At 75.0% G+C, this 22426-nt stretch carries 17 protein-coding genes and 1 pseudogene; 11 read left to right on the plus strand and 7 right to left on the minus strand.

Annotated elements, in window-relative coordinates; translation table 11 throughout:
- Positions 1-14 precede the first annotated feature (14 nt).
- A complete protein-coding gene (locus ACQPY0_RS25590; protein WP_432993472.1) occupies positions 15-476 on the plus strand; it encodes a response regulator in 462 nt (153 codons plus the stop codon).
- On the opposite strand, the gene ACQPY0_RS25595 is transcribed toward ACQPY0_RS25590, so the two are convergent.
- Positions 460-816 carry an STAS domain-containing protein gene (locus tag ACQPY0_RS25595; protein ID WP_432993474.1) on the minus strand — a complete coding sequence of 119 codons (357 nt, stop codon included), beginning with the start codon at positions 814-816 and terminating at the stop codon, positions 460-462. The genes ACQPY0_RS25590 and ACQPY0_RS25595 overlap by 17 nt on opposite strands.
- 1900 nt (positions 817-2716) lie before the next feature.
- On the opposite strand from ACQPY0_RS25595, the gene ACQPY0_RS25600 reads away from it, so the two are divergent.
- Together ACQPY0_RS25600 and gap are read left to right on the plus strand one after the other, a co-directional pair.
- Positions 2717-3679, plus strand: a complete 963-nt coding sequence (locus ACQPY0_RS25600; protein ID WP_432993476.1) for a GlxA family transcriptional regulator — start codon at positions 2717-2719, stop codon at positions 3677-3679.
- Between the two features lie 63 nt (positions 3680-3742).
- Positions 3743-4741 carry a type I glyceraldehyde-3-phosphate dehydrogenase gene (gap, locus tag ACQPY0_RS25605; RefSeq protein ID WP_432993478.1) on the plus strand — a complete coding sequence of 333 codons (999 nt, stop codon included), beginning with the start codon at positions 3743-3745 and terminating at the stop codon, positions 4739-4741.
- Between the two features lie 153 nt (positions 4742-4894).
- Here gap and ACQPY0_RS25610 read toward each other — a convergent pair.
- A pseudogene (locus ACQPY0_RS25610) lies at positions 4895-6013 on the minus strand (YbiU family protein); the annotation flags it as partial.
- A 94-nt stretch (positions 6014-6107) separates the two neighbouring features.
- Between ACQPY0_RS25610 and ACQPY0_RS25615 the strand changes: the two are divergent.
- Positions 6108-7223, plus strand: a complete 1116-nt coding sequence (locus ACQPY0_RS25615) for an ROK family protein (protein WP_432993480.1) — start codon at positions 6108-6110, stop codon at positions 7221-7223.
- Between the two features lie 128 nt (positions 7224-7351).
- On the opposite strand, the gene ACQPY0_RS25620 is transcribed toward ACQPY0_RS25615, so the two are convergent.
- On the minus strand, positions 7352-7789 hold the full coding sequence (locus tag ACQPY0_RS25620) for a DUF3040 domain-containing protein (protein ID WP_432993482.1): 438 nt from the start codon (positions 7787-7789) through the stop codon (positions 7352-7354).
- Between ACQPY0_RS25620 and ACQPY0_RS25625 the strand changes: the two genes are divergently transcribed.
- The 3 genes from ACQPY0_RS25625 to ACQPY0_RS25635 all read left to right on the plus strand — a co-directional run bounded on the left by ACQPY0_RS25625 (position 7767) and on the right by ACQPY0_RS25635 (position 13389).
- Complete coding sequence (locus tag ACQPY0_RS25625) at positions 7767-11006, plus strand: protein kinase domain-containing protein (protein WP_432993484.1); 3240 nt, start codon at positions 7767-7769, stop codon at positions 11004-11006. The genes ACQPY0_RS25620 and ACQPY0_RS25625 overlap by 23 nt on opposite strands.
- A gap of 32 nt (positions 11007-11038) precedes the next feature.
- Positions 11039-11932 (plus strand): tetratricopeptide repeat protein, encoded by an 894-nt coding sequence (locus ACQPY0_RS25630; RefSeq protein WP_432993486.1) that lies wholly within the window; start codon positions 11039-11041, stop codon positions 11930-11932.
- 125 nt (positions 11933-12057) lie between these two features.
- Entirely contained in the window at positions 12058-13389 is a 1332-nt protein-coding gene (locus ACQPY0_RS25635; protein WP_432993488.1) for a S1C family serine protease, read from the plus strand.
- 510 nt (positions 13390-13899) lie between these two features.
- On the opposite strand, the gene ACQPY0_RS25640 is transcribed toward ACQPY0_RS25635, so the two are convergent.
- Positions 13900-14499: a TetR/AcrR family transcriptional regulator gene (locus tag ACQPY0_RS25640; RefSeq protein WP_432993490.1), complete on the minus strand. Its 600-nt coding sequence runs from the start codon at positions 14497-14499 to the stop codon at positions 13900-13902.
- Between the two features lie 90 nt (positions 14500-14589).
- On the opposite strand from ACQPY0_RS25640, the gene ACQPY0_RS25645 reads away from it, so the two are divergent.
- Both ACQPY0_RS25645 and ACQPY0_RS25650 read left to right on the plus strand, forming a co-directional pair.
- Positions 14590-15549 (plus strand): ketopantoate reductase family protein, encoded by a 960-nt coding sequence (locus tag ACQPY0_RS25645; protein ID WP_432993492.1) that lies wholly within the window; start codon positions 14590-14592, stop codon positions 15547-15549.
- A 79-nt stretch (positions 15550-15628) separates the two neighbouring features.
- Positions 15629-17641, plus strand: coding sequence for a hypothetical protein (locus ACQPY0_RS25650; protein WP_432993494.1), 2013 nt, complete (start codon positions 15629-15631; stop codon positions 17639-17641).
- On the opposite strand, the gene ACQPY0_RS25655 is transcribed toward ACQPY0_RS25650, so the two are convergent.
- Positions 17575-18549 carry a lysylphosphatidylglycerol synthase domain-containing protein gene (locus tag ACQPY0_RS25655; protein WP_432993496.1) on the minus strand — a complete coding sequence of 325 codons (975 nt, stop codon included), beginning with the start codon at positions 18547-18549 and terminating at the stop codon, positions 17575-17577. The genes ACQPY0_RS25650 and ACQPY0_RS25655 overlap by 67 nt on opposite strands.
- Before the next feature lie 18 nt (positions 18550-18567).
- Between ACQPY0_RS25655 and ACQPY0_RS25660 the strand changes: the two genes are divergently transcribed.
- Together ACQPY0_RS25660 and ACQPY0_RS25665 are read left to right on the plus strand one after the other, a co-directional pair.
- A complete protein-coding gene (locus ACQPY0_RS25660; protein WP_432993498.1) occupies positions 18568-19641 on the plus strand; it encodes a glycosyltransferase in 1074 nt (357 codons plus the stop codon).
- Positions 19634-20371, plus strand: coding sequence for a class I SAM-dependent methyltransferase (locus ACQPY0_RS25665; protein WP_432993500.1), 738 nt, complete (start codon positions 19634-19636; stop codon positions 20369-20371). The genes ACQPY0_RS25660 and ACQPY0_RS25665 overlap by 8 nt, the downstream gene beginning before the upstream one ends.
- Here ACQPY0_RS25665 and ACQPY0_RS25670 read toward each other — a convergent pair.
- Both ACQPY0_RS25670 and ACQPY0_RS25675 read right to left on the minus strand, forming a co-directional pair.
- Positions 20349-21245, minus strand: a complete 897-nt coding sequence (locus ACQPY0_RS25670) for a glycosyltransferase family 2 protein (protein WP_432993502.1) — start codon at positions 21243-21245, stop codon at positions 20349-20351. The two genes, ACQPY0_RS25665 and ACQPY0_RS25670, sit on opposite strands and share 23 nt — an antisense overlap.
- Positions 21245-22426 (minus strand): cation:proton antiporter, encoded by a 1182-nt coding sequence (locus ACQPY0_RS25675; protein ID WP_432993504.1) that lies wholly within the window; start codon positions 22424-22426, stop codon positions 21245-21247. The genes ACQPY0_RS25670 and ACQPY0_RS25675 overlap by 1 nt, the downstream gene beginning before the upstream one ends.

Genomic DNA, 22426 nt, shown 5'->3' on the forward strand with positions numbered 1-22426 from the left:
GGGGCGAATCCGTTATGCCGAACGCCGACCCCGGCGTCACCGCCACGATCCTGCTCGTGGAGGACGACCCGGGCGACGAGCTCATGGCCCGGGAGGCCTTCGCGGACGACGCACAGTCCAGCGAGCTGCACGTGGCGCGCGACGGGCAGGAGGCGCTCGACTTCCTCTTCCGGCGCGGCAAGCACGCCCAGGCCCCGCGGCCCGACTTCATCCTGCTCGACCTCAACCTGCCGCGGGTCGACGGCCGCCAGGTCCTGCGCCAGGTCAAGGGCGACGCCAGCGTCGCCAGCATCCCCGTCGTCGTCCTGACCACCTCCAGCGCGGTCGAGGACGTCGTGGCCTGCTACGGCGCGCACGGCAACGCGTACATCACGAAGCCGTCCGGCTACGATGAGTTCGTCGGCGTGGTCCGCCAGATCAACCAGTTCTGGCTCGACACCGCCCGGCTGCCCGGGGCCGTCACGCCTCGATCGTGAGCACGGCGTCCAGGCCGGTCAGCGCGAACACCCGATCCAGCGTCGTGTCGGCGCGGCGCACAACGAACCGGCGGCCCTGCCGCACCGCGGCCTTGTGCGCCCGCACCAGCGCCGCCACGCCCGACGAGTCGCAGAATCCGACCCCGCCCAGGTCCACGGTCACCACCCCGGCCCCGGCCCCGAACTCGTGCAGCACGGCCGTGCTGAGCCGATCCGCGGTGGAATAATCGAGTGCGCCGGCGACCTCGAGCGCGACCCCGCCCGGATCCGCGACGACCGCGATCGTCAGACTCGCGCCACGGTCGCCCCGCGGCAGCTCGGATCGCTGGTCGCTGGCCATGCTCCACCCCGATGTTCCTGGTCTCCGCCGAGGAGGGCAGCGTAACCCGCTCCGCTGACCACCGCACGACGCCGAGCCCTCGCGACGGCGGCGGCCTGAGGACACCGCCGGCCGCAGCATCCACGCATAACCGCCGCCAGCCGAAAAATCGGATAGTCGGGCACGAAGCACCCGACATGCCCAGAACCACGCGGAACGGCTCTGTTACCCGATGAACGGCTCTCTTACGCAATGGACTGGGCCGGTCCGCGTCGCGACCTGGAGCTCAACGAACAGGCCCCGTGCACGAGCTTGCCCGCCCGCCGGTGCGCCCGCGTCGCGGCAGTTCACCCCGCTCAGCATTGTCTCGGCGCGCATCGGCGGGTGACGCCCGGTGACCGGGCAGCAGCGGAGCTGCGGCTCCGCCCGGTGACGACACCACGGTCACGTCGGCGGCGACCGTGCTCCTGATCCACCCCTACCGCCAAAGACGCCGAACGCGGAGAACGACAGACCTGCGGTCGGCCATGGTGAGGTCGTCGAGCCGCGCGCCCAGCGACCGCCATCGGACCGTCTGATAGCCCAAGGCCGCGGCCGGCGAGATCGGGTGCGTGGACGCGGCGCGGAAGAAGCACACAACGGCTGGGCCGCGCCGGGGCGCGGCGAGGGATGCACGGGTGCGGCGACGGGCCGACCGGCGGCGCGTGCCAGGGCGGGGGAGGCAGGCGGTGGCGCGGCGTCGCCGCCACGGCTCAGCCGTTGCTGCGGCGGCGGTGATACAGCGTAACGGCAACGTCCTGGCCGCTGCGGTGGTGGTGGTGACGCTGCGGATCGACAGCACGACAACTGGACTGGCCGGGAACGCGGTGAATGGACGGACCGGGAGCCCGGTGACCGGACCGGTTGGAGGCGGGGTGACGCGGGTGCGGGCTGGGAGCGCGGCGACGGCGAGCGCCTTGCCGAACGCCCTGGCGACGGCTCTGGCGAAGGCTCTGGTGACGGTGAACGGGATATCGGCGGCGACGGTGGCCTCGGCGACTGCGTACGAGATTTCGGCGGCGGGGGCTGCAATGGTGGGACGGCAAGGTTCTGAGGGCGAGACGGCCCGGGCAGGGTGGGCGCGGACGGATCGGAGCAGGGGCGGGGCTGAGGCCCCGCACAGCCGGAGTCGGGCCGGTTTGGTGGACTGCCCGGGCCGGGCCGATCCGACGGGCGGTGGGAGTCGGGCTGAGTCACTGGATGGCGGGGGTTGGGCTGGGGCTCCGGGTTGCTGGAGGCGGGTTGGGGTGGCGGATAGGCCGGGTCGGGTCGGGGCTTCGGACGGTGGGAGTCGGGCTGGGGTGACGGGCGGCGGGGACTGGGCTGGGTGGCCGGGCGGCGGGAGTCGGGCTGAGTGGCCGGACCGCGGGAGTCGGGCTGGGCTGGCGGACGGCCCGGGTTGGATTGAGTCGACGGGCGGTCCGGGTGGGGCTGCGTGGCCAGGGAGCGGCGGCGGGCGGCTCGGGCGTCTTGCTCGGCCCAGTGTGCGGTGATTTCGGCGGTGCGGGCCTCGGCGTCCAGGCGGGCCAGCCGCTCGGCGTGGCGGGCCTCCAAGCCGCGGCGGCGGGCCTCGGCGAACTCGGCGCGGACCGCACGGCGGTGGGCCACCCGGCGGCGGTTCTCGGCCAGCATCGCGTCAAAGCGGCTACGCCACTGCGAATCGGCGGTCCCGGCCAGCACCTCGCTCATGGACACAACCTAGAACAGGGGTACGACAAAACCCGCTGACCAGGGGAAACCGTGGGCTGGCGAAAGATGTAAGAGCGACTTATCGAGGTGCGGGGCGGAGTGGGTTGGCGAGAAACTTGCGGTGCACGGCGATCTGGCCACTGTTGGGCGGGCGGGGGCGGTGTGACGCTGGCGGGGGAACGGGAGGGTGGGGATGGGCGAGGCTAAGCATCGGGTGGCGGTGCTCGTGCTCGACGGGGCGAAGCCGCTCGATGTCGGGATTCCGGCGCAGGTGTTCACGAGCCGGGCCGGTATGCCGTACGAGGTGCGGGTCTGCGGCGCCGCGCCTGGGCTGGTCGCCGGTGGGGACGGGCTGGCGTACCACGTGGCCGAGGGGTTGGGCGCGTTCGACTCCGCCGACACGATTTTCATCCCCGGATACCGGCATCCCGACCGTGAGGAGGCGCCGGGCGAGGTTGTCGAGGCGCTGCGCAAGGCGCACGCGCGCGGGGTGCGGCTCGCGGCGATCTCGACCGGGGCGTTCGCGCTCGCCGCGACCGGGCTGCTGCACGGCAAGCGGGCCACCACGCACTGGCACTACACGCACGCGCTCGCCCGGCGGCATCCCGGCATCCGCGTCGACGAGGACGTGCTCTTCGTCGACGAGGGTGAGGTGCTCACCTCGGCGGGGGCGGCCAGCGGGATCGACCTCTGCCTGCACCTCGTGCGCCGCGACCACGGGGTGGCCCTCGCCAACCGGGTGGCGCGCCGGCTCGTCGCGGCGCCGTACCGCAGCGGCGGGCAGGTGCAGTACATTCCGCACAGCGTCCCCGAGGTGGTCGGCGAGCACTTCGCGGCCACGCGGCAGTGGGCCCTGGAGCGGCTCGGCGAGCCGCTGGCGCTGGGCGACCTGGCCCGCAACGCCAACGTCTCGGCGCGGACGTTCTCGCGGCGGTTCGTGGAGGAGACCGGATACACGCCGACGCAGTGGATCCTGCGGGCGCGGGTCGACCGGGCGCGGGAGCTGCTGGAGGCCAGCGACCTCGCCATCGAGCGGATCGCGGCCCAGGTCGGGCTCGGCACCGGCGCGAACCTGCGGATGCACTTCCAGCGGATCCTGGGCACCTCGCCCAGCGAGTACCGCCGGACCTTCGCCCGCCCGGCGAAGCTGGCGTGATCCTTGCGGGAGCTGGCGCGCCGGCACCTGTCGGTGCACGAAAGCCGCGATGACCATCGAAGCATGACGAATCGCATCGCCATCAACGGATTCGGCCGCATCGGCCGCAGCGTGCTGCGCGCGATCCTGCAACGCGGCAGCCCGCTCGAGGTCGTCGCCGTCAACGACCTCGCCGACCCCGCCACCCTCGCCCATCTCCTGCGGTACGACAGCACCCTCGGCCGCCTCGGACGGACCGTGACCTTGGACGGCGACACCCTCGCCGTCGGCGCTCACCGTATCCGGGTGCTGGCCGAGCGGGAGCCCGGGAAGCTGCCGTGGGCCGAGCTCGGCGTCACGCTGGTGCTGGAGGCGACCGGCCGGTTCACCGCCGCCACGGCCGCCCGCGCCCACCTCGACGCCGGCGCGCGGCGGGTGCTGGTGAGCGCGCCCTCGGCCGGCGCCGACGTGACCATCGCGTACGGGATCAACACCGACCGGTACGACCCCGCCGCCCACACCGTCGTGTCGAACGCCTCCTGCACCACGAACGCGCTCGCCCCGCTCGCCGGGGTCCTCGACGACCTGGCCGGGATCGAGCAGGGGTTCATGACGACGGTGCACGCCTACACCCAGGAGCAGAACCTGCAGGACGGCCCGCACCGCGACCTGCGGCGGGCCCGGGCCGCCGGGGTCAACATCGTGCCCACGACGACCGGGGCGGCCAAGGCGATCGGGCTCGTCCTGCCCCGACTGGAAGGCCGGCTGTCCGGCGACTCGATCCGCGTGCCGGTGCCGGTGGGCTCGCTCGTCGAGCTCAACGCGGCCGTCGAGCGCGAGGTGACCCGCGACGAGGTGCTCGCCGCCTACCGGGCCGCCGCCGACGGGCCGCTCACGGGCATCCTGTCCTACACCGACGACCCGATCGTCGGAAGCGACATCGTCGGCGACCCGGCGTCGGCGATCTTCGACGCCGCCCTGACCAGGGTCGCCGGGCGGCACGTGAAGGTCGTCGCCTGGTACGACAACGAGTGGGGCTTCTCCAACCGGGTCGTCGACACCCTGGAACTGCTGAGCGCCTAAGCGTCCAGGCCCAGCCCGCGGCGGCCGGTCGCGTTGAGCCCCGCGGGCTGGAAGCGGTCCGGCCAGGTGCGCTCGTAGTGCTCCTCGGGGAAGTCGCCGGGGCTGGACCCCGGACTCGAACGCGGCGCGGACGCTCGGGGCGTAGTGCTCGTTGCGCGGACACCAGGGCGCGGCCGGGATGTACATGACGTTGCCCCAGCCCCGCTGGTTCCGCACCGGGGCGACGCTGTGGATCATGTCGCAGTGCCACCAGACCGAGTCGCCGGCGCGCACGTCCGGGATGCCGGCCAGGGCGCGCATGAGCAGCGGGTGCCAGCGCTCGCCCGCCGGGAAGACCCGGTTGACGGTGACGCCGCACATGTCGTCCTCGGGCACGTCGGCGAGCAGGGGGCGCAGCATGAGGTAGGCCATCGCGGCCGGGATCGGCACGGTGTGCAGCACGCCCTGGTCGTGGTCCATGTCGGACAGGGCCGTCCAGCCCTGGAAGGTCCGAAACGCCGAGCACATGGTGGTGCCGGGATACTGCGGGCCGTCGGTGCGATAGGCCGCGTCCCAGGGGTCGTACTCCTCGACGCTGCCGTCGAACAGGTGCCGGAACGCCTGCTGGTAGGCCCGCGTCATCCACAGGTCCAGCGTCCCCGGGTCCAGGTGGGTGTTCAGGCCGGCCGAGTCCGCGCCCTCGGGCCGGCGCCGGATGCGGTCCGGGTAGAGCGAGTCGCGGTCCGGGTCGAACCAGCGCCGGCCCTGTGAGTCGTACTTCCACTGCCGGTTCAGCAACGCCTGGACGTTGGCCATGCGCTCGCTCTGCCGTGCCTGCATCTGCGCCGGCGACCAGTAGATCGGGTAGATCTCCGGCCGCGAGCCGACCGTGCCGAAGAAGTCGTCGCCGGGGCCGCGATACTGCTCGAAGAAGCGGTTGCCCTCGACGTACTCCACGATGCCGCGGTCCCAGCCCAGCGCCTGCTCGCGCTCGAAGTGCCCGCGCACCACCAGGCAGCCGCGCCGCCGGAGCAGTTCGGCCTGCTCGGCGGGGACGGTGCCGGCCGCGATGTCGGCGTAGTCGATCACCGGCCACACCTGCTCGCCGTGCTTCAGCGCGGCCTCGACCTGCTCGACCTCGGCCTCGACGCGCCGCTCGACGACGGCGAAGACCTCCTCGACGGAGCGGCCCGACGCGGCGATGCGGGCCCGGATCGCGGCCTTGATCTCGCGGATCGCCCCCGGCAGGTCGGCCGGGGTCTCCTCCCAGTGCGGCAGGGCGGGTGCGGACACTGCGACTCCTTCCAGAAAGGTCTCCTTATTTGTAATGCGGAGACGGTACCCAGGCCGCCCGCTTCCAGACAAGGCTCCTGCCTAGAATTGGCACATGGACACCGACCCGGCGCGGCCGTCCCTGGAGCTCGTGCGCTCGGTGACCGACGAGCACGTGCTGCGCGCCCTGATGCGCCACCGCCGCCTGACCCGCGCCGAGCTGTCCGCGCAGACGGGCATCTCCAAGCCCACCGCGGGGGAGAGCGTGCGCCGCCTGCAGGAGCGCGGCCTGGTCGTCGACACCGGCGAGCGCACGGCCGGAGGCCGCGGCAAGGGGCGCGTCGGGTCGTACTACGCGCTGTCGCCGCGCGCGGGGACGGCCCTGGCGGTGTCGATCGCGCCCGGCGGGATCGCGGCCGAGATCGTGGACGCCTACGGCGACACCCTCGCCCGAGCATCGGGGGTGGTCGGGCGACCGGCGGCGCCGCCGGAGGTGGCGGCGGTGCTGACCGCGGTCGCCGGGGCGGGCCGCGAGCAGCCGGACCGGCCGCGGCTGGCGGTGGTGTCGGCGGCCGATCCCGTCGACCGGCGCACGGGGCGGCTCGTGCATCTGCCCGACGCGCCGTTCCTCGTCGGCGAGCTGGACCCCGTGGCGGTGCTGGGACCGCACGTGGCCGGGCCGGTGGTCGTGGACAACGACGTGAACTGGGCGGCGCGGGCCGAGCGGGAGCACGCCGGGGACGACTTCGCGTACCTCTACCTCGGCGAGGGCCTCGGCTGCGCGATCGTCGGCGGCGGCGAGGTCGCCCGCGGCCGGACGGGCCTCGCGGGCGAGATCGCGCACCTGCTCACGGCCGGCCCGCGCGGGCACACGACGCCGTTCATCGAGGTGTTCGCCGGGATGGGGGTACGGCTGCCCGGCTCCACCGCCATCGATCCCGCCGCGCTGCTGGCCGCCACCGCCGCCCCCGCGCCCCTCGCGGCGGCGAACCGGCGCCTGGTCGGCCGGGCCGTCGCCGGGGTCGTCGCGGCGATCGTCGCGCTCGCCGACCCCGGGCTGGTCGTGGTCGGCGGGGCGTGGGGGCCGGCGCTGCTGGACGCGATCGGCGCGGCGGTGGCGGAGCAGGCTCGTGCGGTACCGCTGCGGAAAGCGGAGGCGAAGGAGCCCGCGCACGCGGGGGCCCGGCAGGATGCGGTGGAGCGGCTGCGCGCCGCGATCGTCGCCGGTTGAGCGGGGGCGCTCAGGCGATGCGGTGTTCGCCGCGATCGGGCCGTTTCACGAGGCCGTGGGCCTGGACCCCGGCCTGGACCGGCTCGATAGCGAGTTCCGCAAGGTGCCCTGACCGCACGCTGAGGTTCTTACGCCAGGGGCTGCCAGATCCCGGCGGCGATGCCGAGCGCCCCGGCGGAGATGACCGCGAGCGGCATGTCGTGGGCGAGGATGCTGGCCGGCACCGCGCACCCGGCCGAGAGCATGGCGCACGTGGACAGCCTTGTCCGCCACCGACGCACCGGTTCGAGGCGGCTCAGCGCCCGTGCCAGCTCGGGATCGTCTCCGGCGATCTCCCGCTCCACCTGCGCCAACTGCCACTGCTCGATCTCGGACACCCGGTGGATTCTCGACGCGAAGTACGACAACCGCGCGGAGCCGGTATGACAAACCCGCGACAAGGGCAGATCGGCGGGGCGGCGCGATTGACGGGTTTCGGTTAATCTTGCGGTGATCTTGCCCACGACGCCGGTAAAGGCCCCGAATGTTCCGAGGTGACGCTCCGTGTTCCGCGTCGGCGACACCATGCTGGACTCCTACGAGGTCCGCGAGGTGGTCCGCAGCGGCGGCATGGGGCTGGTGTACCGCGTCCACCACCGCGAATGGGGCATCGACCTCGCCGTGAAGACGCCGCGGCCCGAGCTCGTCGGCGACGAGTTGTTCCGGGCCGAGGCGGAGGCCTGGGTCCGGCTCGGCGCGCACCCGAACACCGTCAGCTGCGCCTACGTGCGGCGGCTCGGCGGGCGCTCGGCCGCGTTCGCCGAGTGGGTCGACGGCGGCAGCCTCGCCGAGGCGGTCCGGGCCGGGACGCTCGCGCGGCCGCCGGACGTGCTTGACGCGGCGATCCAGTTCGCCTGGGGGCTCGAGCACGCGCACCGGCAGGGGATGGTGCACCAGGACGTCAAGCCGGCCAACGCGATGCGCGAGCGGGACGGCACCGTCAAGGTCACCGACTTCGGCCTGGCCAAGGCCGTCATCGTGCCGGACGCCCAACCGGCGGCGGAGCGGGGCGTCACCTGCGGCGGATTCACGCCGGCCTACTGCTCGCCCGAGCAGATGCGCGCCGCCGCCGGCGAGCCGGTGCGGCTCACGGCCGCGACCGACGTGTGGTCGTGGGCGCTCAGCGTGCTGGAGATGCTCGTCGGCGGACCGCCGGTCCGGGCCGGGCACATCGCCGGCGAGGTGTTCGAGGCGCTGCTGCAGGACGGGCTCCGCCCGCCCGGCGGGCTGGTGGCGGTGCTGCGCGAGTGCTTCCGGCCCGAACCGGCCCGACGCCCCGCCGACCTGGGGGCACTCGCCGACCGGCTCGCCGCCGTCTACACCGAGGTCGCCGGGCGGCCGTATCCGCGGCGGCGGCCCGAGCCCGTGGGGCTTCGCGCCGACGGGTTGTCCAACCAGGCCCTGTCGATGCTCGACCTCGGCCACCCCGAGCGCGCCGAGGCGCTGTGGGAGCAGGCGCTGCTGGCGGACCCGCACCACGGCCACACGACGTACAACCGCGGGCTGTTGCGCTGGCGCCAGGGGCGGGCCACCGACGCCGAGGTCGTCGCCGAGCTCGGGCCGGTGCGCGGGGCCGAGGCGCTGCTGGCCCAGGTGCAGGCCGAGCGCGGGGCCGCGCGGTGGCTCGCGCTGCCGGCCGGGGCGGCGGTCACGGCGCTCGCGGGGACGCCGGACGGGCGGCTCGTCGTCACCGGCGACGAGGTCTGCGGCGGCGACGGCGCGCCGCCGGCCGCGGTGCGCCTGTGGGACGTCGCCACCGGGGCCTGCCGCGCCGTGCTGCCCGCGCACCGGCGCCGGGTCGCGGCGCTCGCGGTCGACCCGGCCGGCCGCTTCGTGGTCTCCGGCGGCGAGGACGGCGCGGCGGTCGTGTGGGACGCCGCGACCGGGCAGGTCCGGCACCGGCTCGAGCACGGCGGGGCGCTGCGCGGCCTGGCGCTGAGCCCGGACGGGGCGGTGCTGGCCGGCTTCACCGAGGCCGCCGGGCTGCTCGTCTGGGACGTCGAGAGCGGTTCGCAGCTGTACTGCCTGCAGAACCCGAGCACCTCCTACGAGCACGGCTCGGTGGCGGTGGGGCGCGGGCACGTGGTCGCGTACTCCTCGCGGACGCGGCGGATGCGCGCCTGGTCCCTGGCCGGCGGGGAGCTGACCCGCTCCGGCCCGCTCGAGGCGCGCACGGTGCTGCTGAGCCCCTCCGCCGGGGCGGCGCTGCTCGTCGGCGACGGCACCGTCGAGCTGGTCGACCCGGTCACCGGGGCGCGGCAGGGGCACTGGTCGTACAGTCCACAGTGGACGGAAGCCGCGGTGCCGAGCGACGACGGGCGGCTCGTGCTCGCCCCCGCGGGCGACGCGCTGCAGATCTGGGACGTGGAGCGCGGCCGGTGCCTGCGCACGCTTTCGGGGCACGGGGGCGCGGTGCGGGCGGCGGGGTTCGCCGGCGGGGCGCTCGTGCTCAGCGGCTCCGGCGATGGGACCGCGCGGGTGTGGCGGCTCTTGCCCGGCGAGCGCGCCCGGTGGAGCTACGCGCGACCGCGGGCCGCCGTCGAGCTGTCCCGCGACGTCGAGATGGTGCGGGCGGTGATCGAGCAGGCGCCGGCGCTGCTGCGCGGTGGGCGACACGCGCAGGCCGCCGCCCGGGTGCGCGAGGCCCGCGGCGTGCCCGGCTTCGAGCGCGACCCGGCGCTGCTGGCCCTGTGGGACGGCATCGGGCGGCACGGGCGGCGCAGCGGGCTGCTCGGCGCCTGGGTCGCGGGCCGGCTGCCGGAAGGCTCGGTGCTCACCGCCGACGGGGCGCTGGCGGTGCGGTGGCGCGACTTCGAGTACACCCTGGAGCTGCTGGACCCCGCGAGCGGTGCGCAGCGGGGCACGCTGCGCGGCCACGGCGACGCCGTCCTCGCCCTGCGGCTCACCGCCGATGGGCGCACCGCCGTGACCGTGAGCGAGGACCGGACCGTGCGCGTGTGGGACCTCGCCACCGGCACCGCCCGGCACGTGCTGACCGGCCACAAGGAGAAGCCGACGTCGCTTGCGATCACCGCCGACGGGCGCACGGCCGTCTCCGGCGATCGGCGTGGCACCGTCATCGTCTGGGACCTCGTGAAGGGCCGGCGCCGCCGGGTCGCGACTCCGCACGGCGGCTGGATCGGCGACCTGGCGCTCAGCGCCGACGGCGCGGTGGCGCTCGCGTTCCATCACGACGGTGAGGTCTGCGTCCTGGACACCGACCGGGGCCGGTGCCTGCACTCGCTGCCGGGCAAGGGCGTGCGCGCCGCGGCGACCGCGATCGGCGCCGACGGGCGCGGCGTGGTCTGCCCCAGCCACACCGGCGCGTCGCTGTGGGTGGCCGACGTCGTCACCCGCGAGCTGCGCCACGTCCTGCTCGGCCACGACGAGCCCGTTCGTGCGGTGACCATGTCCGCCGACGGCCGCCGCGCCTGCTCCGCCTCCGCCGACGGCACGCTGCGCGTGTGGGACCTCGCCACCGGCGCCGCCACCGCCGTGCTCACCGGCCACGACGGGCCGGTCACCACCCTCGCCGCCGTCCCCGGCGACCGGTTCGCCCTCACCGGCGGCGCCGACGGCACCGTCCGGGTGTGGGACCTCGACGCCGGCCGCTGCCTGCGCGTGCTGCCGGCCGGCGCCGAGCCCGACCGGCTCGGCGTCACCGCCGACGGCAACACCGCCCACGCCGCCGCCCGCGACGCCGGGACTGTCGTATGGCGCCTCGACTGGGACTACGACCTGTAACAGCCCCCTCGACAAAGGAAGGCCGACTCGACATGCTCCTCGCCTGCGCCGGCTGGCGCTGCCAGCGCATGATCTCGGTGTCCGACGTGCCCGGCGGCAACCCCGTCGCCCGCAACGACCCGGAGCACTTCTCGATCAGGTTCCAGATCTGCCCGGACTGCCACCAGACGTTCTGCGACCAGTGCGCGCCCAAGGCGATGCTGCGCGCCTCGAAGTGCCGCGAGTGCGGCGGCAAGCTCGTCGACGGCGGGCAGCGGCAGAAGGTCAACGGCACGCAGAAGGCCGAGTTCGTGCGGGTGCACGACGAGGGGTACGCCCTCGGCGCCGAGGGCGACATGAACGCCGCCCTCGCCTGCTTCGACCGGGCGATCGCCCAGCGCGACGGCTACGTCGCCGCGCACTTCAGCCGTGGCATGGCGCTGCGCAACCTGGGCCGCCGCGAGGAGGCGATCGCCGCGTTCGAGCGCTCCGCGGCGCTGGACCCGCGCAACCCGCAGCCGCTGTTCGACATCGGCAAGGTCCGCTCGGCGCTGGGCGACAAGGCCCGGGCCGTCGCCGCCTACGACCGGGCCCTGACAGCCGAGCCCCGCTTCGTCGGCGCGATGATCAACAAGATGGTCGCCCTGCTGGACCTGGACCGGGCCGCGGACGTGCTGGCGCTGGCCGAGGAGGCGCTGCGCATCGAGGCCGCGGACTCCTCGGCCGACCACACGCCGCACGCCACGGCGTACGTCAACGGCGCGAAGGGCGCGGCCCTGCTCAAGCTCGGCCGCGACGAGGAGGCCCTGGCCGTCCTCGACGCCGCGATCAACGACGGCCCGGACACGCCCGACAACTACCTCAACCGCGCCACCGCCCTGGAGCGCCTGGGCCGCGCACAGGAGGCGGCCGCGGCTCGGCGGATCGGCGAGCAGCTGCGCCGCTGACCCATTTCGGGCCGAACCCGTTTGAACCCTCCGCCCGGCCGTCCGCGTAGTCGCGGGTAGGAGACAGACTCCGGGAAGGCGGTGTTGCGATGTCGGCTTCGCGGTTCGCCCAAGGCGTGGCATACGTGCATGAACCGGTGACCGCCATCCCGGTGACCGCTGTCCCCGGCGAGGGGGAGCCGTGGCCGGGGCCCGAACACTGGGGCGGCTGGGGCGGTGGCCCTGTCCCGCCGCCGCGGCCGCCCGAGTGGCGCGGCCCTCCGCCCGGTGACCGTCCGGTCGGCCGGTTCACCGGTGGTGGCGGGCGGCTGCTGCGCTGGATCGTCGGGATCGTCATGCTGGTGGGCCTGGCCGCGATGGTCAGCGTGGCCGGGCTCGTGGCGATCGTCGAGACCCGCTCGCAGCCGCCGCGCCCGCGCCCGAGTGCCGCCGCGCCGCCGGCGGCGAACCCGGCCGCCCCGCCGGGCGCGACCGACACGGACGCCCTGACCGAACCCTCGGCCGGCCCGTCGGCGACCCCGGCGGCACCGCTGGACACCGCGACGATCGTGTCGACGGTCAACCGCGGCGTCGTCAACATCACCAGCACCCTGGGCCTGCGTAACGCCCGCTCCGCCGGCACCGGCGTGCTGCTGTCCAGCAGCGGCCTGGTGCTCACTAACAACCACGTCATCGCGGGCGCCACCGCGATCACCGGCGTCGCCGTCGCCAACGGCCGCACGTTCCAGGCGAGCGTCGTGGGCTACGACCGCTCCCACGACATCGCGGTCATCCAGCTCGCGGGCGCGTCGGGCCTGCCCCGCCTCGCCGTGGCCGACTCGGGCGGTGTGAAGGTCGGCGATCCGATCGTCGCGGTCGGCAACGCGGGCGGCCAGGGCGGCACCCCGGCCGCCGTGACCGGCGAGGTGACCGCCCTGAACCGCACCATCACCGCCCAGGACCCCGAAGGCGGCGGCTCCCAGCGCCTCAGCGGCCTGATCCAGGTCCGCGCCGACATCCGCGCCGGTGACTCCGGCGGCCCCCTGGTCGACGCGGCCGGCCGCCTGATCGGCATCAACACGGCCGCCTCCTCCGACCCGGACGTCCAGTCGGCCGGCGGGACGGGCTTCGCGATCCCGAGCAACACCGCACTGTCCATCGCCCGGCGCATCCAGGCCGGCGAGGCCTCCGCGACCGTCCACATCGGACCCACGGCCCTGCTCGGCGTCTCGGCGAAGGACTCCGGCGGCGGTGCCGCGGTGACCGGCGTGGTCCAGGGCAGCCCGGCCGAGCGGGCGGGCCTGGCCGCGGGGGACGTGATCCGGGCGGTCGACGGCACGCCGATCGGCTCGGCCACCGATCTGACGGCCGCGATCGACCAGCGCCGCCCGGGTGACCAGGTGCGCATCACGTGGCTCGACCGCGCCGGGCGGACCCGCACCGCCACTGTCCGCCTGGCCACCGGCCCCGCCGGCTGAGCCGGCGCACGGTAGCCGGGTTTGGCCGTTTCGGTGGAGGTCGGGGCTTGACGTTGGCTCAGCCGTACCGTCGAAGTCATCGCCCCGGCGGCGCGGGCTCGTCGGGGATCGCGAGGCCGGGACGAAGATCCGGCTCGCGGTCCTCGTGGTGGCGTTCGGCGCGATGACTCGCAGGTCGGGCTGATGGATACCGGCAGGCCAGTGGTGATCGCGTTGGCGGGCAACGGGATCGCTTCGATGGTGCCGTTGCGCAACTCAACGTTGGTGGCGCCGGCCTTGCGCGCGTTGGCCAGGGCGAGAGCAAGCCGTATCGGGCCGCCGCGGCGGCCCGGGAGCAGGACGTCGATGCCACCGCCGAGCCCCGCCGCTACCGGCCCAAAGACCCCGCCCGGGCCACCGGCATGCCTATCGCGGGCACCCGCGGTTGCCGGTGGAGGACGTCACTACCGACCGACAGTGCGAACGGACCCAGGGACAGCCCCTGATCAGAAACACTTCAAGTCGCCCGCACTACCCTGCTCGCGCGCGCTGGCTGTCGCCCGAGCACGACCGGCGCAGCCCGTCCAGCACGAGGGTGATGACATCGTCGGCCTCGGCCCGCCAACCGGGGCGGTCATGGGCCGCACCGATGCCGTGCAGTGCCATCATGACGGCACCGGCACCCACGTCGTCGCGGACGGTGCCGTCATGCACGGCGGCCGCCACCAGGTCGGTGACAGCCTGCTCCAGCGCCCGGCTGCCCTCGGCGAGCGCACCCGAGCCGGTGGCCATGAGCGTGGCCAGCGTGCGGGCGAGGCCCTGGTGGGCATGCATGTGGTCGACCATGCCACGCAGGAAGGTCGCCAAGGCCTCCGCCGCGGGCAGCGTGGTTCGCAGCTGGCGGGCGCGGTCGCACAGCGTGGCGACCTCCTCGTGGTAGACCGCCTCGGCCAGTGCCTCCCGGGTGGGGAAGTGGCGGTACAGCGTGCCGGTGCCCACCCCGGCCAGGCGGGCGAAGTCATCGAAGCGCAGGTCGAAGAAGTCTCCGGTGTCGAAGACCTCCCGGGCTTTGGCGAGCAGGGCCTCGCGGTTGCGCTGGGCGTCGGCGCGCAGCGGCTTGGCGGCGGTCATGCGATATCTCGCGTTGACAAACGGAAACTACCTCCATATTTTCGGAAGTGGAGATTACCTCCAAATCGATTGTATCCCACGAGGTGCAGCTTGAAGATCCTGATGTTCGGCCGAGGCGTGATCGCCACCATGTACGGCTGGGCCCTGGAACGGGCCGGGCATGACGTCGAGTTCTACGTCCGGCCGGGCCGCGCGGCGACGTACGGGGAAGCGATCGACCTCGACCTGCTCGATGCGCGGCGGCGGGTGTGGGGGCAGCCCGTCGTCCAGAAGTGGCCGGTGCGCTACCGCGAGGAGCTGGAGCCGGACCACAACTTCGACCTGATCGTGCTGAGCGTGCCGCACTACCGCGTCGCGGAGGCGGTGGCCTTCCTGGCGCCGCGCGTCGGCACGGCCACAGTGCTGGTCTTCAGCAACATCTGGGCCGAGCCGCTGGCCGCGATCGGCGCCCTCCCCGTCGACCAGGTCGCTTGGGGCTTTCCCCAAGCCGGCGGTGGCTTCGGCGAGGACGGCGTGCTGCGCGGGGCACTGCTGCCGCCGGTCGTCTTCGGCACCTTCGGCCGGCCGCCGACCGAACGTGAGCGGGCCGTGCGCCAGGCGTTTCGCGAGGCCGGGTTCCGGCTCCGGGAGCAGCCCGACTTCCGCGGCTGGCTCTGGATCCATTTCGTGTCTGACGCGGGCCTGCACTCGCAGGGCCTGAGGCTGGGCTCGTTGGCCAAGCTGGCCGGGGCGACGGGCGACTTGCGCGAGGCGCTGCTGGCCAGCCGCGAGCTACTGCCGCTCCTCGAGGCGCGCGGCGTCGATCTGCGGCGACACCGGGGCGGTGTGCTGCCGTTCCGGGCGCCCACCTGGCTGACGGCCCACGCGCTCGCCTGGCTGCTCGCTCATTTCGCGCCGGCGCGCGTGAACTTCGCGGCGCACTGCGACCCCGAGGCCGCGGAGCCGCGGGAGATCTGCCGGGACACCCTGGCGGAGGCACGACGGCTGGGCGTCGCGGTACCGCGACTGGAAGCGGCGGAGCCGATCTTCGCCCGCGCGGGAACGAGCTGATGCCCGGCGCCTCCAACGCCACGCCGGCGCAGAAAGATACTGTCAAAACCCTGTCATATCGCCGCGGTACCGTGCCGCGGTGATCGCACAGGACGGCCGCCGGCCCGGCGGGCTGGCACTGGTGGGCGCGTTCCGGCGGGCACCCGTGGCCGGCCCGCGCCGCCGCCCGCCGAGCGCGACGGCCGGGCGGATCCTCGTCGCGGCATCGGCACTGCCCGCGCTGGCCGTCACCGCCTGGCTGCTCGTCGCCGTCCCGCTGGCCGCACTCGGCGGCTTCCATCGCTTCACGGTGCTGCCCGCGGCGGTGCTCGCCGGCGTGCTGCTGGTGCGCTGGGCGTGGCCGGCCCTCGCGGCGGCGCGGAGCCGCCCGGCCCCGTGGTGGGCGGCGGCGGCCACGCTGCTCATCGCCGCCGGGTTCGCCGCGTTCGCGATGGCCACCCACAGCGAGCAGGCCGTCCTGCACCGCGACGCCGGCACCTACGCCCAGGTCGGCCTGTGGCTCAGCGGCCACTCAGGGCTCACGACGCCGGTGCCGGCGGAGTCCTACGGCACCGCCGCGGACACGGTCGCGTTCGCGCACCCCGGCTTCTACGTGCACGACGGCGAGATCGTCCCGCAGTTCATGACCGGGTGGCCGACGATGCTCGCGGCCGGGTACTGGGCCGGCGGCTGGACCGGCATGTTCGTCCTGCCGGGGCTGGCCGGGGGCCTGGCGATCCTGGCCGTCGCCGGGCTCGCCGCGCGGCTGGCCGGGCCGCGCTGGGCCCCGTTCGCGGCGGCGCTGCTCGCGGCCGCGTGGCCGATGCTGCGGGTCAGCCAGACCACGTACTCCGAGCCGCTCGCCGCCCTCATGCTCGCCGGCGGCCTGGCCCTGCTGCTGGACGGCTGGTCGGCCCGCGGGGCGGCCACCCGCCGGCTGCTGGGACTGGCCGGGCTGGTGCTGTCCGCCGGTGAGCTGGTCCGGCTCGACATGGGCGTCGACTTCGCCCTGGTGCTGCCCGCGCTCGGCTGGTGGTGGCTGCGCCGCCGGCCCGGCGGGTGGGCGTTCGCCGCCGGTGCGGCGGCCGGCGGCGGGCTGGGCTTCCTCGACGCCCGGTTCGTCACGTGGCCGTACCTGCAGGTGAACTGGGCGTCGGTGCGGCTGATGCTGGCGCTGCTGGTGGCGGCCGTGGTGGGTACGGCCGCCGGAGCGGTGTTCCTGCGCAGGCGGCGGATCGCGCGGATCCCGGCCGGAGCGGCCGTCGCCGCCGTGGCGCTGTTCGGCGTCGCGCTCGCCGCTCGGCCCTGGTTCTGGACCGACCACTCGATCACCGCCGCGGGCACGATGGACTACGTCGCCTCGCACCAGCAGCGGTTCGGGCTGGCGGTCGACGGCACCCGCGGCTACGCCGAGCAGAGCCTGAACTGGGTCGCCTGGTACCTCGGCCGGCCCGCCCTGATCCTCGCCTGGGCCGGGGCGATGGTGGCCGTCGCCGGGCTGGTCCGCGGCCGCGGCTGGCGCTGGCTGCCGATCCTGCTGGTGTACGGCGGGTCCGGCGCCGCCACCCTGCTGCGCCCGGCGATCACCCCCGACCATCCGTGGGCCGACCGCCGCCTCGTCGTCGAGGTCCTGCCGGCCGTCGTGCTGCTGGCCACCCTGGCGCTGGCGAAGATCCGCATCCGGTGGCCGCGACTCCTGCTCGTGCCGCTCGCCGTGCTGCCGGCGATCGCCGTCACGGTGCCGCTCGCGCCGCTGCGCACCGAGGTCGGCGAGCCCGCGGCCGCGGCGGCGGTGTGCGCGGCCCTGCGCCCCGGCGACGCGGTCATCGTCACCGACACCCAGTGGTCGCCGACCGTGCGCAACCAGTGCGGGCTGCCGGTCGCCTCCGTCGAGGACCCGAGCGTGGACCGGCTGCGCATGGTCGTCGCGGCCGTGCGCCAGGCCGGATACGACCCCGTCCTGCTGTCCTCCTCGACGCTGCCGCTGCTGCCGTACGGCCTGCCGCTGGACCGCGTCGTGTTCGAAGACCAGCGCGAGGACCAGCATCAGCTCGTGCGGCGCCCCACCGGCACCGACCCGCGGCGCCTGGAGTGCTGGCTGGTGCGGCCGTGAGCGCCGGTCCGGGCGAGCGCGGCGGCCCCGGCGAGGAGCAGGTCCGCGCCGGTCAGCACGGCCCGGGACAGCAGCGCGACGGCGGCGGCCGGGCCGGAGCCGGCCAGGGTCGCCAGCAGGCCGATGAGGACCAGGTCCCGGGCGCCGGCCCCGGCCGGGGCGACGACCAGCAGGAAGCCCACGCACCAGGCGAGCGCGAAGCCGCCGGCCGCGACGGCGACGCCGGCCGGGCCGGGGGCGAACGGCGCGAGCAGGACCCACACGTGCACCCCGAACAGCGCCCACGACACCAGCGCCCACCCGGCCGCGGCCAGCACGGCCCGGCCCGGCAGCGGCCGTGGAAGCGGCGGCCGGCAGGTCACCCGCAGCCCGAGCCCGAGCACGGCGTTGAGGACTCGCGGGTGCAGGGCCGCGGCGGCGAGCGGCGCGGCGGCCAGCAGCCACCGGTAGCGCTCGTCGAGCCGGTCGAGGGCCAGGGGCAGGGTCGCGGCGGCGGTGGCGAGCCCGGCGGCGAGGGAGACGGCCATCGTCAGCAGCGCGGCGGTGGCGGTGCGGTGCCGGGGCACCCCGTGGGCCCGCGCCAGCTCCATCTGCGCGACGATCGGCCACAGCGAGCCCGGGACGTACTTGCCGAGCTGCCCGACGAAGAAGACCCTCGCGGCGGCGAGCGGCGGCAGCGGGGAGCCGAGGCCGCGCAGCACTGCCCGCCACGACAGCATGGTGGCCACCAGCCCGGCCAGCGCGGCGGCGGCCCCGCCGAGGACCGCGGCGACGCCGATGTCCCGCGCGGCGGCGGCGATCGCGTGCCGGTGCGGGGCGAGCGCGGCGGCGCCGCCGATGACGGCGACGGCCAGGAAGCCCCAGCGGACCCACGGGCCGGCCAGGACGGCGCGCAGGACCCGGAGCATCCGCCGAGCCTAGCCGGTGTGCGCGTGCTGTTCTTCGGCACCTACGACACCGGCACGCACCCCCGCGTGCTCGTGCTCGCCCAGGGGCTACGGGCGCGCGGCGCGAGCGTGACGCAGTGCAACGCGCCGCTGGGGATCTCCACGGCGGAGCGGGTTTCGGCAGTACGGCGGCCGTGGCGCGCGATCCCCCTGGCCGGACGGCTGGCCCGGCGCTGGTGGACCCTCGCCCGTTCGGCGCGGCGCGGTGCCGCCCCGGACGCGGTGGTCGTGGGGTATCTGGGGCTGCTGGACGTACACCTGGCGCGCCTGCTCTTCGGCAGAACCCCGCTGGTGCTGGACCACCTGGCCGCCGCCGCGGACACGGCCGCCGACCGGCGCCTGGGCGGGGGAGTGCGGGTGCTGTCCATGGTGGACGATCTCGCGCTGCGGCGGGCGGATGTGCTCGTCGTCGACACCGACGAGCAGCGGGCCGCCCTGCCGCCGGCGGCCCGCGCCAAGGCCGTGGTGTGCGCCGTCGGGGCGCCCGACGCCTGGTTCGCGGCCGAGCCGTCCACCGCGGACGGTCCGCTGCGGGTGGTGTTCTTCGGGCTGTACACGCCGCTGCAGGGGGCGCCGGCGATCGGGGCCGCGGCCGCGCTGCTGGCCGGGCGGCCGGTGCGGTTCACGATGGTCGGCACCGGGCAGGACCGCGCCGAGACGCGGCGGGCCGCGGCCGGGGCCGCCGTCGACTGGCTCGACTGGGCGGGGCCGGAGGAGCTGCCGGGGCTGGTCGCCGGGCACGACGTGTGCCTGGGCATCTTCGGCACCGGCCCGAAGGCCGTGCGGGTCGTGCCGAACAAGGTCTTCCAGGGGGCGGCGGCGGGCTGCGCCGTGGTGACGTCCGACACCGCCCCGCAGCGCAGAGCGCTCGGGGACGCCGCCGTGTTCGTGCCGCCCGGCGACCCGGCTGCGCTGGCCGCCGCCCTCGACCGGCTGGCCGGCGACCGGCCCGGGCTGGCCCGGCTGCGCACGGCGGCCCGGGCGCTCGCCGAGCGCGAGTTCACCGCCGAGCGGGTCGTGGGACCGTTGTGGGAGAGGATTCGCGGTGCGTGAGGACACGAGTCCGCCGCTGTCGCTCAACGCCTGGCTGCGCCTCGACGTCGTCGCCCGGCTGCTGCCCGGCGGACCCGCGGACGTGCTGGAGATCGGCTGCGGGCAGGGCGGGTTCGGGGCGCGCCTGGCCCGCCGGTACCACTACGTCGGCATCGAGCCCGATCCCGCCTCGTTCGCGGTCGCGTCGCGGCGGATCCCCGGCCGGGCGCGCAACATCCGCCTGGAGGAGCTGGAGCCGGGCCGGTACGACATCGTCTGCGCCTTCGAGGTCCTCGAGCACCTCGAGGACGACGCGGCCGCCGTCGCCGCGTGGGCCGAGCGGCTGCGGCCCGGCGGGCGGCTGCTGCTGTCCGTGCCGGCCCACCAGCACCGCTACGGGCCGGCCGACGAACTCGTGGGCCACTACCGCCGCTACGACCCGGCCGCGCTTCGCGCACTCCTCGCCGGGGCGGGCCTGGAGGAGATCGAGATCGTCCACTACGGCATGCCGCTGGGGTACCTGCTGGAGGCCGGCCGCAACCGGATCGCCCGGCGGCGGCTGGCCACGGTGGACGCCGCGTCGGCCGAGCAGCGCTCGGCGGCCTCCGGGCGGCTGCTGCAGCCCGAGCGGCGGCTGCGCGGCCTCGCCCACCGCTGGGCCACCGCGCCGTTCCGCCTCGCCCAGCGCCTGGCGCCGGGCACCGGCCCCGGCCTCGTGGCGGTGGCGTTCAGGCGTCCGGGCGGGATCTGACGATCAGGTCGGCGAGCAGCGCGAGGGAGGCGATGATCAGGCCGGTCAGGAACAGCATCACCGTGTTCGTGGCCACCCGCACCGGGTGCACGACGACGTCGACCACGCTCTTGGCCGCGCCGAGGGCGAGCAGCAGCAGGGCCAGCGGCATGAGGGCCTTGAGCGGATTGAAGTACATCACCATGCGCAGCACCTGCAGCAGGTACCGGTACGCGTCGGTGACGAACCGGAACTTCGAGCGCCCGGCCCGCTTCGCGTAGTCGATCGGTAGGTAGGCGACCGCGTGCCCGTTGGACAGGAACGCCAGCGTGATCGTCGTGACGCACGAGAAGCCGGCCGGCAGCAGCCGCAGGTAGGGCGCGGCAACCGAGCGCCGGAACGCCCGCAGCCCCGAGTTAAGGTCCGGGATCGGCTGCCCGGCCAGCCACTCGGCGATCTTGCGGATCGCCCACTTCGCCGGGATCCGCAGCAGCCGGTGACTGCCCTGCTCCGAGGTGCGCGCCCCGACGACCTGGTCGACGGTGTGGTCCTCGCGCAGGCGCCGCACCAGCTCGGGGATGCGCTCGTTCGGATACGTCAGGTCCGCGTCCGTCCACACGACGATCTCGCCGCGGGCCATCCGCGAGCCCAGCCGCCGCACGGTGCCGGCCCCGCCGTTGCGCGGCATCGCCACCACCTGCACGGCCGGCAGCGCCTCCCGGGCCTCGCGCAGCACCGCCAGGGTGTCGTCGGTCGAGGCGTCGTCGATGGCGAGCAGCTCGTAGCGGTACCCGGCCTCGTCCATCGCCTTGCAGATCCGGTCGAGCTCGATGCGAACGTGGGCCGCCTCGTTGTAGCACGGCAGCACGATCGACACGTCCAGCGGCGCGGCCATCACGGCACCTCGGGCGTCGGCAGGCCGCGCTTGCGGGCGATGCGCCGGCTCAGCGGCTCCAGGGAGCGGGCCAGGATCGGGCCGAGGATCGCCAGGACGAGCACGTACGCGGCGGCGAGCGGGCCGATGCGGTCGTTGAGCCCGGCCGAGACCGCCAGGCCGGCGATGACGATGTTGAACTCGCCGCGCGGGGTGAGCGCGACGCCGGCCCGGGCCCGGCCCAGCGGGCTGATCCCGGCGCGCTTGGCCGCCCACCACCCGGTGGCGATCTTCGTCAGGATGCTCACGAACGCCAGCACCAGCGCGATGCCGAGCATCGGGGGCAGCGCGGCCGGGTCGGTGTGCAGGCCGAAGAAGACGAAGAACACCGCGGCGAAGAGGTCCCGCAGGGGGCTGAGCAGCTCGCGGGCGGTGTGCGCGAGGGGACCGGACAGCGCGATGCCGACCAGGAACGCCCCGACCGCCGCCGAGACCTGCAGCAGCTGGGCGACGCCGGCCACAAGCACCGTCAGGCCCAGCGCCTTGAGCAGCAGCACCTCCTCGTTCGGGGAGGCGACGAACATCTCGACGTAGCGGCCGAAGCGCAGCGCGATGACGAGGATGACCGTGATCGTCGCCGCGGCGATCGCGAGCGTGCCCAGGCCCGCCACGAGCCCGACGCCGGCCAGCATCGCCGTGAGGATGGGCAGGTACACCGCCATCGTGAGGTCCTCGAAGACCAGCAGCGACAGCACGACCGGCACCTCGCGGTTGCCCAGCCACTGAAGGTCGGCGAGCACCTTGGCGGTGATGCCGGACGAGGTCACGTAGGTCACGCCGCCCAGCGCCACCGCCGCGACCGGCCCCCAGCCGAGGATCAGCGCCGTCGCCACGCCGGGGGCCGCGTTGAGCACCAGGTCGACGACGCCGGCGAGCGCGTTGTGCCGCAGCGTGCCGACGAGCTCCGGCGCGGTGTACTCCAGGCCGAGCGTGAACAGCAGCAGGATGACGCCGATCTCCGCGCCGGTGGCCGTGAACTCCTCGCTGGTGGCCAGGGGCAGGATGCCGCCCTGGCCGAAGGCGAGGCCGGCCAGCAGGTACAGCGGGATCGGCGAGATGGAGAACTTCGTGGAGACCGCGCCGAGCAGGCCCAGCCCGAGGAGGACCGCGCCGATCTCGATCAATGCGGCAGCACCGTGCAT

This window comes from Dactylosporangium sp. CA-233914 (genome assembly GCF_050942935.1).
In the GTDB taxonomy this organism is placed as follows: domain Bacteria; phylum Actinomycetota; class Actinomycetes; order Mycobacteriales; family Micromonosporaceae; genus Dactylosporangium.

Bases quoted from the DNA above. Each gene is read 5' to 3' on its own strand.
- ACQPY0_RS25615 (WP_432993480.1), top strand. From the start codon at position 6,108: ATGGACACCGACCCGGCGCGGCCGTCCCTGGAGCTCGTGCGCTCGGTG.
- ACQPY0_RS25670 (WP_432993502.1), bottom strand. From the start codon at position 21,245: ATGGCCGCGCCGCTGGACGTGTCGATCGTGCTGCCGTGCTACAACGAG.
- ACQPY0_RS25620 (WP_432993482.1), bottom strand. From the start codon at position 7,789: ATGGTGTCGCCGACGCGGAACACGGAGCGTCACCTCGGAACATTCGGG.
- ACQPY0_RS25600 (WP_432993476.1), top strand. From the start codon at position 2,717: ATGGGCGAGGCTAAGCATCGGGTGGCGGTGCTCGTGCTCGACGGGGCG.
- ACQPY0_RS25675 (WP_432993504.1), bottom strand. From the start codon at position 22,426: ATGCACGGTGCTGCCGCATTGATCGAGATCGGCGCGGTCCTCCTCGGG.
- gap (WP_432993478.1), top strand. From the start codon at position 3,743: ATGACGAATCGCATCGCCATCAACGGATTCGGCCGCATCGGCCGCAGC.
- ACQPY0_RS25630 (WP_432993486.1), top strand. From the start codon at position 11,039: ATGCTCCTCGCCTGCGCCGGCTGGCGCTGCCAGCGCATGATCTCGGTG.
- ACQPY0_RS25595 (WP_432993474.1), bottom strand. From the start codon at position 816: ATGGCCAGCGACCAGCGATCCGAGCTGCCGCGGGGCGACCGTGGCGCG.
- ACQPY0_RS25655 (WP_432993496.1), bottom strand. From the start codon at position 18,549: ATGCTCCGGGTCCTGCGCGCCGTCCTGGCCGGCCCGTGGGTCCGCTGG.
- ACQPY0_RS25590 (WP_432993472.1), top strand. From the start codon at position 15: ATGCCGAACGCCGACCCCGGCGTCACCGCCACGATCCTGCTCGTGGAG.
- ACQPY0_RS25640 (WP_432993490.1), bottom strand. From the start codon at position 14,499: ATGACCGCCGCCAAGCCGCTGCGCGCCGACGCCCAGCGCAACCGCGAG.